General features: G+C 65.6%; 13 protein-coding genes and 2 pseudogenes. 3 read left to right on the forward strand and 12 right to left on the reverse strand.

Annotation, left to right across the window (positions count from 1 at the left end):
• Nucleotides 1-231: 231 nt before the first annotated feature.
• The 6 genes and pseudogenes from ACIRRA_RS21890 to ACIRRA_RS21915 all read right to left on the reverse strand — a co-directional run bounded on the left by ACIRRA_RS21890 (nucleotide 232) and on the right by ACIRRA_RS21915 (nucleotide 6,564).
• On the reverse strand, nucleotides 232-1,251 hold the full coding sequence (locus tag ACIRRA_RS21890; protein ID WP_402771432.1) for an alpha/beta hydrolase: 1,020 nt from the start codon (nucleotides 1,249-1,251) through the stop codon (nucleotides 232-234).
• A gap of 44 nt (nucleotides 1,252-1,295) precedes the next feature.
• A pseudogene (locus ACIRRA_RS21895) lies at nucleotides 1,296-2,299 on the reverse strand (alpha/beta hydrolase).
• Between the two features lie 289 nt (nucleotides 2,300-2,588).
• Complete coding sequence (locus ACIRRA_RS21900) at nucleotides 2,589-3,740, reverse strand: alpha/beta hydrolase family protein (protein ID WP_402770907.1); 1,152 nt, start codon at nucleotides 3,738-3,740, stop codon at nucleotides 2,589-2,591.
• 586 nt (nucleotides 3,741-4,326) lie between these two features.
• Complete coding sequence (locus ACIRRA_RS21905; protein ID WP_402770910.1) at nucleotides 4,327-4,869, reverse strand: ATP-dependent Clp protease proteolytic subunit; 543 nt, start codon at nucleotides 4,867-4,869, stop codon at nucleotides 4,327-4,329.
• 116 nt (nucleotides 4,870-4,985) lie between these two features.
• Nucleotides 4,986-5,312 (reverse strand): helix-turn-helix domain-containing protein, encoded by a 327-nt coding sequence (locus tag ACIRRA_RS21910; RefSeq protein WP_402770913.1) that lies wholly within the window; start codon nucleotides 5,310-5,312, stop codon nucleotides 4,986-4,988.
• Between the two features lie 352 nt (nucleotides 5,313-5,664).
• A complete protein-coding gene (locus ACIRRA_RS21915) occupies nucleotides 5,665-6,564 on the reverse strand; it encodes an alpha/beta hydrolase (protein ID WP_402770916.1) in 900 nt (299 codons plus the stop codon).
• A 225-nt stretch (nucleotides 6,565-6,789) separates the two neighbouring features.
• Here ACIRRA_RS21915 and ACIRRA_RS21920 point away from each other — a divergent pair.
• Both ACIRRA_RS21920 and ACIRRA_RS21925 read left to right on the forward strand, forming a co-directional pair.
• A pseudogene (locus tag ACIRRA_RS21920) lies at nucleotides 6,790-6,912 on the forward strand (helix-turn-helix domain-containing protein); the annotation flags it as partial.
• A 141-nt stretch (nucleotides 6,913-7,053) separates the two neighbouring features.
• Nucleotides 7,054-7,506, forward strand: a complete 453-nt coding sequence (locus tag ACIRRA_RS21925) for a MarR family transcriptional regulator (RefSeq protein WP_402771434.1) — start codon at nucleotides 7,054-7,056, stop codon at nucleotides 7,504-7,506.
• A 154-nt stretch (nucleotides 7,507-7,660) separates the two neighbouring features.
• Here the strand turns inward: ACIRRA_RS21925 and ACIRRA_RS21930 are convergent, their stop codons facing one another.
• The 6 genes from ACIRRA_RS21930 to ACIRRA_RS21955 all read right to left on the reverse strand — a co-directional run bounded on the left by ACIRRA_RS21930 (nucleotide 7,661) and on the right by ACIRRA_RS21955 (nucleotide 12,956).
• On the reverse strand, nucleotides 7,661-8,425 hold the full coding sequence (locus ACIRRA_RS21930) for a hypothetical protein (protein WP_402770919.1): 765 nt from the start codon (nucleotides 8,423-8,425) through the stop codon (nucleotides 7,661-7,663).
• On the reverse strand, nucleotides 8,422-8,682 hold the full coding sequence (locus ACIRRA_RS21935; RefSeq protein WP_402770922.1) for an alpha/beta hydrolase: 261 nt from the start codon (nucleotides 8,680-8,682) through the stop codon (nucleotides 8,422-8,424). Before ACIRRA_RS21935 ends, ACIRRA_RS21930 begins: the two co-directional genes overlap by 4 nt.
• Nucleotides 8,682-8,981 (reverse strand): alpha/beta hydrolase, encoded by a 300-nt coding sequence (locus ACIRRA_RS21940; protein WP_402770925.1) that lies wholly within the window; start codon nucleotides 8,979-8,981, stop codon nucleotides 8,682-8,684. Before ACIRRA_RS21940 ends, ACIRRA_RS21935 begins: the two co-directional genes overlap by 1 nt.
• 64 nt (nucleotides 8,982-9,045) lie before the next feature.
• Nucleotides 9,046-10,410, reverse strand: coding sequence for an MFS transporter (locus tag ACIRRA_RS21945; RefSeq protein ID WP_402770928.1), 1,365 nt, complete (start codon nucleotides 10,408-10,410; stop codon nucleotides 9,046-9,048).
• A 65-nt stretch (nucleotides 10,411-10,475) separates the two neighbouring features.
• Nucleotides 10,476-11,921 carry an aldehyde dehydrogenase gene (locus tag ACIRRA_RS21950; protein WP_402770931.1) on the reverse strand — a complete coding sequence of 482 codons (1,446 nt, stop codon included), beginning with the start codon at nucleotides 11,919-11,921 and terminating at the stop codon, nucleotides 10,476-10,478.
• A 93-nt stretch (nucleotides 11,922-12,014) separates the two neighbouring features.
• Nucleotides 12,015-12,956: a TauD/TfdA dioxygenase family protein gene (locus ACIRRA_RS21955; RefSeq protein ID WP_402770934.1), complete on the reverse strand. Its 942-nt coding sequence runs from the start codon at nucleotides 12,954-12,956 to the stop codon at nucleotides 12,015-12,017.
• Nucleotides 12,957-13,045: 89 nt separating this feature from the next.
• On the opposite strand from ACIRRA_RS21955, the gene ACIRRA_RS21960 reads away from it, so the two are divergent.
• On the forward strand, nucleotides 13,046-14,305 hold the full coding sequence (locus ACIRRA_RS21960) for a PucR family transcriptional regulator (RefSeq protein WP_402770937.1): 1,260 nt from the start codon (nucleotides 13,046-13,048) through the stop codon (nucleotides 14,303-14,305).
• The last annotated feature ends 32 nt before the right edge of the window (nucleotides 14,306-14,337 follow it).

A 14,337-nucleotide genomic window follows, 5' to 3' on the forward strand; every position in this document is an offset into this window, starting at 1 on the left:
ACGCTCATCAGCAGTAGCGGATGGTCTGCACCACACCAGGTTCCGGCCATCGGCGCCCCGCGCTGGCCGGTTCGGTCAGCGCGGTATGCGGCAATAGCGCGCACTTGAGCTCGCTAGAGCCAGGGGCTGGTGCGGGGTAGGTGACACTGTCACTCGATCCTGCAGCAGCCCAAGGTACGCACCGGAGCCTTACAGGGGTACAGGGCAGCCAGCTGGTGATTGGTTCATCCGCTAGGCCGGTATTCCAAGACCTTCGGCGAGCATCGGCCACGACTGATAGAAGGCATCACGCCAGTAGCCCCACGAGTGGGTGCCCGCCGGTGCGTAATCGAAGGTGGCGGGGATCTGCAGTTGGTTCAGTCGATCCTGCAGGTTGTGGGTGCACCAGTTTGTCGCGGCCTCGATGACGCCGCCGACGACGAGTTGATTGGCGAGACCGCCAGCGCCGGATGCGACATGGGGGCCGTTGAGCGTGTCCCATTGGCCGGGTAGGCCGTTGCCGGTCGAGAGGAACAATCGGGTACCGCGCAGGGCTTCGGCGTGCACGACCGGATCGTTGTCGACCCAGGCCGGGTCGTCATCGTCGCCGTACATATTGCGGACATCGCCGCCGCCCCAGGTGTCGACGACCAGTTTGGTGAACCGCTTGCCGGTTGGGTCGGAAATCTGTGCGCACCCACTGTATCCGGCGACGGTCTGATAGAAGCCCGGTCGCGCCTCGGCCATCTGCAGGACCGCGGTCGCGGTCATCGAATTCGCCGCGATCGCGTTGACGCCGTTGGTGCCCAATGCCGCATCGACCAAGGGCGGCAGCTCGTCGAGGAGGAAGGTGCGCCACTTGTTGCGCCCCAGCTCCGGATCGTCCTTCTCCCAATCGGTGTAGTAGGCGAACGCCCCGCCGACCGGCATGACGACATTGGCATCCTTGCCGGCCAGGAAATCCCCGACATCGGTCTTGGCCCACCATGTCGCCGCATCGACCCCGCCGCCCGCCCCATTGAGCAGGTAGAGAACCGGCCGCGGCTCGGAGGCGTCATGAGGCCGCTGGACCTTGACCGTGATCTTCTTGTCCATCGCGGCCGAGTAGACCTGCAAACTCAGATTGCGACCATCGATCGTGCCCGAGACGAGCTTCGAGCCGTCCGGCGCAACCGGATCCGCCAGCAGCTTTTTCGAATCGACGATCGGATCCCCGGTACCGGCCAGACCATATCCGGCGCCGAGGGCCGCACCGGAGGCGGCGAGAACCATACCGGACACCGCGAATGACAGTGCACGCCTGATCAATTGGCGTCTCACGATTCAACCCCCATGCCTTGAGCGAGCACCGGCCAGGAGTCGTGCAGCGCCTGCTCCCAGTAGGGCCAGTAGTGGGTGCCGACCGGCGTGAACTGGTAGGTCGCCGGGATGCCCAGACCGTCGAGCCGGTTCTTCAGGTTGTGTGAGCACGCGTTGGTGGCGCCTTCGATGATCATGCCGAGGGCGAGGGTTTCCGGGCCGCCGTTGTTCATGTAGTAGTCGACGTCGTTCATGACTGGGATGCCGCTGCGCTGGAGATGTACAGCCGTGTGCCGCGCAGTTTTTCGGCGTTGATGACCGGGTCGTTGGCGGCCCACTCGGGGCTGTTGTCGGGGCCGTAGATGTTTTCGGTGTTGCCGCCGCCGCGGTTGACCGAGAGCTTGACGAAGGTCTGGCCCGCTGGGTCGGCGATCTGGGCGCAGCCGCTGTAGGCGGCGACGGACTGCCACAGGCCGGGCTTGGCCTCGGCCAACTGCAGCACCGAGGTGCCGGACGTCGAAAGACCTGCCAGCGCGTTGAGGCCGGTCGAGTTCAACGTCGTGTCCAGCAATGGCGGTAGCTCCTCGGTGAAGAACGTCTTCCATTTGTTCACGCCCAGACTGGGATCCGGCTTGTCCCAGTCCATGTAGTAGCTCGCGTAACCGCCGATCGGCTCAATGACGTTGACCTGCTTGTCGGCCAGCCAATCGAGCGCGTGGGTCTGTGCCTTCCAGCTGGCGGTGCCGTAACCGCCGTCCAGGCCGTTGAGCATCCACAGGTTCGGAGCCGGCTGGGACTCGTCGACCGGCCGCTGCACATCGACGGTAATGTCCTTGCCCATCGCCGCCGAATACACCTTCAAATGCCAGGTGCGTCCGTCCTTGACGAGTGAGGTTATGCCGGAAGGCTTCTCCGGTTCCGCTGTCGCGGTGCCACCGAGCACGGTGAGGGATAGTGCGGCGGTGAGCGCGCAAACACCGGTCCGGAGAACGGCCGCGCCGCGCAGTACAGAGAGCTTCATCGAGCAGTCAATTCCGATCCATGGGTCGCCGTCGGTTACATCCACGAGGTGACTTCCGGCCGACCGGCCGCCCATCCCCCCGAAACCCTATGTCCTCAGACCAATCGAAGCTGTTACACAACAGCCCCGTTCAGCGATTGCGGCAAAAGACCTCAACTCGGCAATAGCGGACGTTCTGCGCTGCACCAGGTTCCGGGCGCCCCGCGCTGGCCGGTTCGGTCAGCGCGGTATGCGGCTACTTGACAGTGCGTTGGCGGTCTATTGGATGAGCGTGGCCTGGGTGGGCGACTCATCGGAGGGTTTGGACTTCGGGGAAGTCGGTGAGGTGGTCGAGGAGAGTGTTTGGGGTGTCGCGGAGGAAGTGGTCGAAGAATGCTGCGAGGTAAGTGCGGGTGATGGTGTCGATCCGGGGGCCTGCGATGGGGCCGATGAAGTAGTGGCCGGTCGGCATGGGTATCGGGCCAGGTAGCAGGACGGGGAGGTCGGTGAAGTCGTTGTGCGCCGAGTTCTGCACGGTCAGTTCGTGTTTCCAGCCGGTGGAGTGATCGAACAAGGCGGTCCAGGAGGGGGTGGCTTGCTGGTCTTCGAGCCCGTCGCTGCTGGTTATGAGCAGGATCGGTTTGCTGATACCGGTTTGTGCGGCGGTACCGAGTGTGTCGCCGATGTTGATTCCGCCGTCAAGGTCGACCACTGCGCTGATCCGTGGGTCGGTGCGCAGCATTTCGACTGCGGTGTAGCCGCCGAGCGATTGCCCGAACATGCCGATCCGGGTGAGGTCCAGTGCTTCACCCAGCCCTGTTGGCAGGGGGTGCTTTTCGGCGTCGGGGTCGTTGCCGTCGCGGACGGTGTCGAGGGTGTCGAGGACGAATTTGGAGTCGGCGAGCCGGGTGTCGAGGTACAGCTGCTGGGTGGTGTCGGACGCAGGGATAGGGGTGTTTTGGACCAGTCGGCCGTCGGGGAATTCGACGCAGAGTGACTCGTAGGTGTGGTCGATGGACACCACGATGTAGCCCCGGCTGGCGAGCTCCTCGGCAGCGCCGGTGGCCAGGGTGCGGGGCATCGCCCGGCCCGGTGAGTACACGATCACGGGAAACCGGCCCGATGCCACTGGCGCATCGGAGACCGAATGCGACTGCAGGACGGGTATCTGCACGCCGAGTGCTTGCTCGAGGTGTGGGAGGACCTGCGTGGACAACAGTGGCGCGGACGGTCGGCCCGCGGTATCGGTCGCGGGATAGAAGACCGACACCATCAACTCCCGTGGTGTCGCGCCCACCAGTGGATCCATCCGGTCGGCATCGATGAGATGCCATGTTGTGGTTCCGATCTGGAACTGGCCACCGGGTGTCGGCAAGGCGCTCATTGTCTGCGCCGACGCCGTCAACGGCTGCAGGATCAATCCCAGTACGACCGTGGCCGCCACCACCGTTCTGACAATCACATGTTCCCCCAACAGAATCCGGCGTCGGCGCACGACCATATGTCGCATCGCCGAACTCGTCAACGAGGTCGGTAGTTGGCAAGCGAAGAGCCATCGTTGTCAGTTGCGTAACGGACATTCCTTGACGAAAGACATAGTCCCTTGGGGGGGTATGGCGGTCCGCAGGCCGGAATCACCTCGACGATACAGCCGAAGGCGACCAACGGATTGGAACCGACTGCTCGATGAAGCTCTCTGCACGACATGGGGCGGCCGTTTTCCGGGCCGGTCGGCCATACGTTCTGCCTGTGTTTGCCGCCGACCCCTTGATCGAGAAATCACCGTCGGCTCGACGCGGCCGAGCTGCAGTCGCCAGTTGACTAGTTGATCTCGACGACGCTCGGTCATCGGCAATAGCGGACGTTCTGCGCCGCACCAGGTTCCGGGCGCCGGCGCCCCGCGCTGGCCGGTTCGGTCAGCGCGGGTTGCGGCAAGAGCGGACGTTCGATCGGCTCGGTGTGTCACCGACGGCGAACGAGCACCGGCTGATGGTGGTGGATGCCCGTTCGCGGATCGGTAAGCCGGCCGGCTTGTTCGTTCGACGCGACTATTCGCGGGTTGCGGGGCCCTCGATCAATCCGTACTCGACAGCGGCGGAGGTGGTGAGTACCCGTTGCTGTTGCAGGTCATCACGGATCTGGTCGGTATTGCGACCGGTGACTTGCGCCAGTCGAGCGAGCAGTCCGTCGAACATGGCCCGCGCGTGCTCGAGTCGCGGTTCGACACGACTGAGGCTGCCATCCAGGCGCACCGACGGCTCCCGCAACACGAACTGGGCACTTCTATAGCCGTAGCGGTGGTCACACGCTGCGAGCACTCCCAGCGCTGCACCGCCAAGAGTGCCGCTCACGTAGGCGCTCACCGGCGCCCGAAGGACGTCCAGCACATCGGTGACGGTGCTGGCGTTCGGCAGATCTGCTTCCAGCCCGTACATTTCGAGCCGGATCGGTCGGGCGCTCTCAGCGTCGAGCGTCAGCAACCGCGCGCACAACTCGGTGGCAGCCGCAGCATCCAAGTGCCCGTGCGCGATCAGCGTCCGCCCCAGCAGCGGCGCTTCCGCCGGTCCGCTCGGGTGAGGATCGATCCACACCTGCCTCGCCGGCGGCGGGGCAGGAACAGGCTGCGGTTCCTCACGTGCCGGGTAGAAGTTCGGAAACTCCCGCGGCCAAGGCTGCCACTGAGAAGTAGGTGTGCTCGTCTCGATTCTCAAGGCTGTTCTCCGATCCGATTCGATTCAGCAGTCGTGTTCGTCACTTGCAAGGTGAGACGGCTGCCGACCGCAGCGGCGTACCGCTGCAGCGTCGAGGTCCGCACATCGACGTTCTCCGTCTCCAACCGCGCCACCGCCGACTGCGACGTACCCATACGGGCAGCAACTTCGGTCTGCGACAACCCCGCTGCCCGCCGCCGCTCCGCCAGCTCAGCAATCAACCGCGCACGATCCTGCGTGATCCTGCGCAACGCCATCTCCCGGAACCCGGGCAGCACCGGCAGAGATTCCTCGTCCGGCGACTGGGTCACCTCCTCGCTCATACCTACAACGATATCTCACTTTAGATATAACGCCAGGGCCGAAACGAAGCCCGTCAGCGGCACTCACGCAGAGGATCCGATGAAATCCACGATCAACTGTCGCGTCTTCTAACGCGTCATCGGCAGTAGCGGACGTTCCGCCAGCCTCGGATCGGCACGGCCAGTTGATCTTCCGATGCCGCGCGCTGGCCGGTTCGGTCAGCGCGGTATGCGGCAATTGAGTGCGTTCGATGCGGCTCGAACTTCAGCTGTCGGTCGGGCAGTGTGCCGAGTGGTGGTCTCGGTGCTGCGATCGCCGCTGCTGTTGTGCCGATCCGGCACTCGTGGGTGTCTTGGAGAGCCCGTTGTTGGTTCAGGCGAGGCGGTCGAGGATGGCGGCTAGTTCGCGGGCTTGCAGGACGACGCTCACGTGTCCGGCTGCCAGGCTGTGGACGTCGAAGGGATTGTCCGGGGTGAGGCGGTCGGCGTCATCGATCATTTTGGTGGCCAGGGCCGGAGAGATCACGTTGTCGTGGGTGAGGCGGATGTAGCTATGGGGTATCCGTCCCCACGTGTCGGCTTCTACTCGGGCGTCGGCGAAGCTGGTCTGCGCCCCGTCTTCGGGTTGCATGCCGTAGTTGATCACCGTCAATGTCTGTTCCAGGGTGGCTTCGGGCATGTTGGTCAGCCGAAAGTCTTCCAGGGCTTCGGGATCGGGGGAACGGAGGTTGAAGCGGATGAGGCCGCGGGATACCGGCTCCATTCCCAGAAACAGTGAGTGGCCGGAGTTCGGGATCGGCACATCTTTCATGGCCTCGGGGGTCTGGCTCAGCGCCATGGCGCTGGGTGCATCTGGAGTGGACGGGCAGAATGCGGAGAGGTAGACGAGGCGGTGGACGGCCTCGGATATGGCGTTGGCGACCAATCCGATCGTGATGCCGCCGAGGCTGTGCCCTACAAGGATGACCGGTCCGTGTCGACGCACCTTCCGCACCACGTCGATGACGTGGGCAACGTTGTCCTGCACCGTGATTGCCGCCATCGGTGACGACGACGCGGCGAATGTGGCTATGTCCTGCATCTGGTAGGCCAGTGGTATCGAGGCATCGAGCCCATGTCCGGGAAGATCCACCGGCAGGCTGCGATGGCCGAGCAAGGCAAGTTCGCGGACCACAGGAGCCCAATAGAAACTATTGCCCATCAGGCCGTGTACGAACACGAACGTCGGAGCAGCGGTTGCTGTTTCGGCATCATGGTGGGCGGGTTCGGTCATCGGGTTCCTTCCAGCACTCAACCTTCACTGTGCGCCGAACGTTAGGTCGCGTTCCGTCAACGCTCAACGAGAACGCTGTGGGAGACTTCAGTTTCCGCAGATAGAGCGAATATCGCGAATGCAATGACCATGCTGGAAAACGCAAGAACCACCATTCGATTTGCAATGAGATGTCGCTGAATGCATGCCGACACGGCACTACGACGCCGAAGGAGAACCGCACCCATGCCGGGAGGCAGACTTACATTGCAGGAAAGGGAATGCATCGCAGCAGGTCTGGCCGACGGACTGGGATACACCGAGATCGCCCGCCAGCTCGAGCGGCCAGCATCGACGGTCAGCCGCGAGGTGACCCGTAACGGCGGCCCCGGTCGGTATCGCGCCGACCGAGCGCACCGAGCAACCGCAGCACGATCGCGAAGGGGTAAGACAACCGCTCCCTCGCACGCGGTCTCGGTTCCACCGGCCGAGTCCAACCCGAACGATGCCGTGAATGCGTTTGCGGCGCAGTTCACCGATTTGTTCGTGTACGACGGGATGCCCCGAATGCAGGCACGGGTGCTGACCTGTCTACACCTCACCGACTCCGGCAGTCTCACCGCCGCCGAATTGGTGCACCGCCTCGGAGTGAGCCCGGCCTCCATCTCGGCAGCCGTCTGCGCACTGGAGAAACGGGATCTCATTCGCCGGGAACGTGATTCGTCGCGCCGCGACCGCTATTACATCGACGATCGCACCTGGTACCGCACCACGCTCAACCTTGCCCGTGCCTCCGATGAAAAGGTCAAGGCCGCCCGCCGCGGTGCCGAAATCCTCGGTGCAACAACCCCTGCCGGTCTCCGCCTGACCGAGATCGGCCGATACCTCGACTACCTCGGCCATGAGATGGTCCAGGCCGTTGAACGCTGGCACACATCAAGGACGCAACTCGACGATCACTGATACGGAGCGGCCCAATGCTAGGCGAACGCATGGCGGGGTGGACCTGCTCCGCGCCGTGACTGGCGAACGCCGGCCACGCCGCCTGAACGATGGCCCTGATAGTCGGCCGCCACACTGTGTGGCGGCCGACGGGGTTCGGTCGTGTCGTGGGTTGTTACTTGCTGGGCGCGGTGGCTTGGGCGGGGTCTTTGCAGTAGGCGGTGTCGGGTGGGCAGGGGGCGAGGATTGTGGAGAAGTATTGGATCGCGGCGAAGAGTGTGATGGGGCCGCCGGCGACGACGAGTCCGATCATGGAGCCGACGGCGCCGAGGGTGGCCGCACCGAGGACGCAGCCGGCGATGGTGGCGCCGACGAAGGGCACGAGCAGGGCCAGGACGGGGCTGGTGATCACGGCACCCGCGGCGGCACCGACGAGGCAGCCGACACCGGCGCCGAGGACGGCACCCAGGACGGCGCTGACGGCGGCGCCGATAGTGGTGCGTTGGGCGAACACGCCGAGGGCTTGGGTGTCGCGGGGAGTGAAGGATTCGGCGATCTGGGTGGCGGCTTGATCGGTGGTGATGGTCTGCCCGTTGGTGACGGCCTGTGCGGACGGTACGGGTTGTCCGGCGGTCTTGTTGGGTGTGAGTGTCGCTGTGGCGCCGTCGATTCGGGCGTCGATCGGGTAGGCGGTGTTGTCGATGCGGTAGGTGAGCGGGATCGCGGCGACGGGTTGCTTGTCGTGGCCGGTGAGAACGAGTTGGTCTCCGGCGACCTGCAGTTCGCCGCCGCTGATGCTCAGTACCGCGGCGTCGCCTTGGCGGGTGACCTCGTAGTGCACGGCGGTGTTGTCGTCGCTGGGTTGCGGGGTGGCGTTGGCCGTCGCGGTGGCGAGCGCGAGGGTGGTCGCGGCGAGCACGGCGGTGGTGGTTTTCCTCATCGGTTTTTCCTTGTTTCATCGGTGTACTGCGATAGTGGGATGTGTTGCGGGCGAGGCCGGTTCGGCGGGCAGCTGTTCTGCTCGCGGCCATGGCGCGTATTCGGCCGTGGGGTCGAGGTGCCCGACCGGGCCGAGGTCGACGGTCGGCTGCCCCAGGCTTCGGCCAGGCCTGTGACGCGCCGAGCGGTGGCGAACGGGTCGTCGGTGCTGGCGGCCAGGATGGTCGGGAAAGACAGCGGACGGCGTGGGACGGGCATCAGCCGTGTGTCGTACCGAGCTGCCGGATCCGTGGATTCTCTGCGGGTGAGTTTTCGAAGTCCGGCGGTGTGACCAGCAGGGCTGCGCGGATTTTGCGGGTGGGGTGCTTGGCCCAGCGCACGGTGGTGAGCACACCGGCGCTGTGCGCTACCAGCACGACCGGCTGCGGTATTTCCCGCAGGGTGGTGGACAGTGCCGTAACCCAGGCGTCGCGGTTCAACGACGCGCCCAGTGGCCTGCGCACGGTGCGGGTGCCGGGAACTGCGGCGGCGATCCGGTTTCTGCCAATGGTTGTCATTGTGACCGCCGAGGCCGGGGACGATAACGACGATCGGTGCGGGGGGTGTGGTTCACGGTGCTGCTCAAGGAAATTCATGACTCGAACGTGACCGTGCCAGGTGCCGTGCATCTCGCTCCGGGTCCGCGAACAGCAGCACGCACAGGCCGGCGACGATGAGCAGGGCCGCGCTGATCAGGAACACGATGTTGTAGCCGCTCGCCGATCCGTGCGCCGCCTGCACCAGCCGTCCCGTGACGAACGGTGCGACGACCCCGGCCGCTCCGAAAACAGCGAAGAGGACGCCGAACACCGCGCCGCGCTGGGCGACCGGCGAGATCTGCGCCACCGCCGCGCTCGATGCGGCGTAGCTCGCCGTGTACAGGCTGAACGCCGGAAGCATGAGCACTCCTTGCAGCGGGCCCCCGATGAACGGGAAGCCGACGAGGGCCACACCGGAGACGATCACCGCCACACCGGCCACACCGGCGCGGGACCATCGGGTCGAGACGCCCCGCGCGATCAGGTGGCGGGAGATCGCTCCCTGTCCGAACATCGCCAGCGCACCGAAAGCGGCCATCCCGGCAACGAGATTGCCGGTTGCAATCGTGCTGATCCCCCGAATCGAATCGAGGTAATCCGGCAGCCACGTCGTCGACAGACCCGTGACGAAATAGCAGGCGAATCCTGCGAGCGCGAAACACAGCCAGGTCGGGGCAAAGAACACCCGCCGGTACGGCACCCGGGGTTCGGCGACCTCGGGGTCGTGGCGGAATTCCGTTCCGGGCCGCACGGGAGCCTTCGGCTGGCTCGTCTCGTTGTCGAACGGGCCCTCCCGTCCGATGCACAGCCACAGCACAATCCACATCAGACCGGCGATGCCCATTGCTCCGAAGCACCATCGCCATCCCCATGTGACCTGGATGAAGGAGATGACCGGGGCGGCCACGACCAGCCCGACGCCCGACGCCGCGACGACGATGGCACCGGGGATGTCGCGCTTCTCGTCCGGGAACCACTTCATCACCGCGTGCAGTGCGACAGGGAAAGCCGGCCCCTCGGCGAAGCCGAGGACGACCCGCGAAGCCACGAGCACCGAGAACGACGCGGCCCCGAGCACGGGGAACTGCACAACCGCCCAGACGAGGGCCATCGCGAGCAGCATCCACCGGGTCTTTATGCGGTTGACGAGCACGCCTCCCAGCACTGTCCCGATCCCGAACAGGAGAAAGAAGGAGCTTGCCAGAAGGCCGTACTGGGCGGGCGTGAGTCCCAGGTCCGCCTCGAGGGCTCGGGCAGTAAGCCCGAGCGCCGCCTTGTCACCCCAGTTCACGACCATGAACAGGGTGAGTGCAGCCGTGATCAGCCACGCCCTCCGCAGCGAGTACCGCAGGGGCGGTTCCGATCGAGGCTCAGCGGTGGGGAGTGCCACCTTCGGGTTGACTGACATGTCGGTGCCTCCACAGGGCGGTGCGAGGGCGCGGGGCCGCGCGTCTTCAGAGAATGGGGTGGGGATCAGGCCGGCGCGAGGTAGGTGGTCCGGGATTGCAGGTACGCGGCGAGCCCCTCGGGTCCCAGTTCCCGGCCGAGGCCGCTCGCCTTGATCCCGCCGAACGGCGCGACCGGGTCGAGCATGTAGTGGTTGATCCCGAGGGTCCCCGAGTCCACGGCGCGGCCGATGCCACGCGCCGCATCCACATCTGCGGTCCAGATGGTGCCCGCAAGGCCGTATCCGGTGTCGTTCGCGATCCGCACCGCGTCGGCCACCGAGTCGTACGGCATGACCGACAGCACCGGCCCGAAGATCTCCTCCTGCGCGATCACGCTCGCGGGATCGACGTCCGCGAACAGGGTCGGCTCGACGAACCATCCGCGGTCCAGGTGCGCGGGACGCCCTCCGCCTGCGATGAGCCGCGCACCATCTGCGATGCCACGTGCGATGTATCCCTCGACCCGTCGCCGATGGTTCTCCGACACCAGCGGCCCGACCTGCGTCTCGGGCAGCAGCGGATCGCCCACGCTGCAACCCTTGACCATCTCGGCGAAGAAGTCGACGACCTCGGCGTATCGGCCCCGCGGTGCCAGGATGCGGGTGTTCGCGACGCACGTCTGCCCGTTGTTCAGGAGTGTGGCCTGGAACAGACCCTCGGCGTGGAGCGTCAGGTCGGCGTCGTCGAGGATGATCGCGGCGGACTTGCCACCCAACTCCAGGGTGACCGGACGCAACAGCTCACCGCAGCGGCCGCCGATTTCGCGGCCGACCGCCGTCGAACCGGTGAAGGTCACCTTGTCGATACCAGGGTGCGACACCAGGTAGCGCCCGATGTCGGCGCCACCCGGAACGATCCCGACCACACCGGCGGGCACCTCGGATCGCACGACGGCCTCTGCGAACAGGTAGGAGTCGAGCGTGGTCTCGGGACTCGGCTTCAGTACGATCGCGCACCCGGCCGCGAGCGCCGGGGCCACCTTGAAGGAGGTCAACAGGTTCGGGTAGTTCCACGGGATGATCGCGCCCACCACTCCGACGGGCACGCGTCGCACGTGGGCCGCGCCGCCGAGCAACCCGGCACGGAGTTCCTCGAACTCCGTATTGCGCACCAGTTCCGCGTAGTACCGGTACACGGCCGCAGGGAGCGCGGATTCCAACGCGAGGGCCGTGGAGATCGGCATCCCGTTTTGTTGCGCCACCCGCGCAGCGACCTCCTCGCCGCGCGCCTCGAACTCGGACGCGAGACGGTCGAGCGTCGCGGCACGCTCCGCGGGGTGCCAGCCGCTCCACCCGCGGTGGTCGTCGAGTGCGCGGCGTGCGGCAGCGACCGCAGCGTCGACGTCCGCCTCCACCGCCGCGGGAACAGATCCGATGATTTCCTCTGTCGCCGCCGAGCGGACGGTGATCGAGTGCGTCGACGACGGTGCGGCCTGCACGCCGTCGAGAAACAGGGTGCGATATTCCAGCACGGTGGGTTCTCCCGGTGGTTCGAGGGTGAGATATGGGTGAGCGGATCGGCCTCGGGGGTACGGGACCCGCACCCCGAGGCGGCCGGCTCACCGTCAGAACGGCTGGTCGCCGGCGACGGTGACTCGCTCCATGACGCGGCGCTGCGGGTAGTAGTCGTTTATCGCGTAATGCTGAGTGGCTTGGTTGTCCCAGATGGCCACCGAGCCGGGTTCCCAGCGGAAGCGGACCTGGTACTCCGGCACCCGCGCCTGAAACATCAGGTAGTCCAGCAGCTCATCGCCCTCGTTGCGGGGCAGTCCGACGATCTCCGTGGTGAACGGCTCGTTGACATAGAGCAGCTTGCGGCCGGTCTCCGGGTGTGTACGGACCACGGGGTGCGCTATCGGCGGGTGAATTTCCGCTATTGCTGCGACTTGCTCCGGGGCCATCGTCAGCCCCCACGACTTGGTGAAGGTGTGAATCGCCTTCAGTCCATCGATCTGCTCTTTCACGGACCCGGGCAGATTGTCATAGGCCGCGGCCATGTCCGCCCACATCGTGTCGCCGCCGGTGGCCGGCACGTCGATCGCCCGCAGGATCGACACCTTCGACGGATCCCGGCGGAACGAGGTGTCGCTGTGCCACATGTTCTCCTGGCCGATCGACTTGGGGCCCTTCGCCAGCCGCGAGATCGCCTGTACGTCTCCGTTGGGGAAGAAGTCGTTGACCTCGATGTTGCCCCACCGCCTCGCCAACGCGATGTGCTCGGGCCCATCGAGCAGCTGATCACGGAAGAACAGGACCTTCCACTCCAGCAGTGCTCGATGCAATTCCGCGTGCACTGCATCGTCGACCTCCCGAAGGTCGACACCCTCGACGACGGCGCCGATCAACGGCGTCAACGGATGGACTGAGCACACCGTGTACGGCTCGGATTCGGGCACGAAATCCGACTGTTTGCGCAGTTCACGGGCACCGGAGTAGAGACGAGGGTAACCACTTTCGCCAACGTTGGGGATGCAGATGAACGTGCGTTCCATGGAGGTCGTTTTCATTCTGTAAGCGTGATGGACATCACGAGACTTGCGAGTGTGCATTAGTTGAATGTGCGACCCGGATGGATGTGCGGTAGCACAATTCCGAGATGCACGTGCACCACTACGGCTCGCTGCTCGAGGACGACCAGGAACCTCCCGCGGGCGTTTCGCGCATCCTGAACGCGGTCAGCGGCCGCATCAACCTCCTCGCCCAGCGAAGCGCCGTCACCAACGTGACTACGCAACAGCTACCGAGGGAAGTTCGCGACTCCGAGCTCCCGACGATCGGACGGCGCTACTTTCTGCTCGTACTCCACAGGCTGCTCGAGGGACGCACACCAGACGAAGACGACCTACGTGAGTTGCGCGAGCGGGCGGCCCAACGTGCCCGCGAGGGAGTGCCCCTGCCATTGCTGCTGCACCTGTGGCAACGGGGCTTCCAGGAGTTCTTCTCCGAGTGCCGAACCATCGCCTCCGGCGCCGAGTCGGAGGCGCTCGGTTGGATCGGGTCCGTGACGCTGCGTCTGCAGGAGGCGTTCGTGGCCGAGCTCTTGGACGCATACCAGCATGAGCAGGCTGTGCTGCTGGCCGAACAAACGGGTGCGGCCCAGCTCGTCGGGCGCCTCCTGCTGCTCGGCCACGATGCCAGAGCCGACGCCGAACGGCTCGACGTGATACTCGCCGAGCACTACGACGTTCTGGCGCTGAACTTCGGATTCACCCCCGGCGAACTCGCCTCCGAGGACAACAGCCGCGTTGTCGCCGGACGCCGGAAACTACACCGGATGCTACGGGTGCTCAGTCCCGGTGGTGGGCCGTCGGTGCTTCCGCTCCTCGACCGCTCGGGTGGGCACGTCCTGCTCCCGTCCACCGCCGTCACGGCGGCGGACGCCCCGCGCGAGCGGACGGCGTGGCTGATCACCGCCATGCAGTCCGCGGCAGGTGCGCCAGTGACCGCTGCGATCGTCGAGAACGTAAACGTCGCAGTGCTCCACGACGCGGCAGACGAAGCTGACAAGATCCTGCACCTTGTCCGCGCGTTGAACCGCCCTCCTGGCATCTATCGCTTGGCAGATGTTTCGGTGGCTTACCAACTCAGCCGCCCCGGCCCCGGGGTCGAGCGACTGCTCGAATCACTCGCGCCGGTACTGAGCCATCCCGAGCTGCTAGAGACCCTGCAGATCTACCTCGACTGCGATCTGGATCGCCAGCGCACCGCGCGAACGCTGGCCGTACACCCGAACACTGTCAACAACCGGCTCAACCGCCTGGCGGAGATATCGCCGCACAGCCCCTTCACCGTCGACGGGATCACGGCGCTGCAGGCCGCGCTCATCGCGCAGCGGCTCGCCGACACCCGCCAGTGATCCGAGCGGCAGACCCCGGACCGCGCCACAGT

This window comes from Nocardia sp. NPDC101769 (genome assembly GCF_044766925.1).
Taxonomy (GTDB): Bacteria; Actinomycetota; Actinomycetes; order Mycobacteriales; family Mycobacteriaceae; genus Nocardia.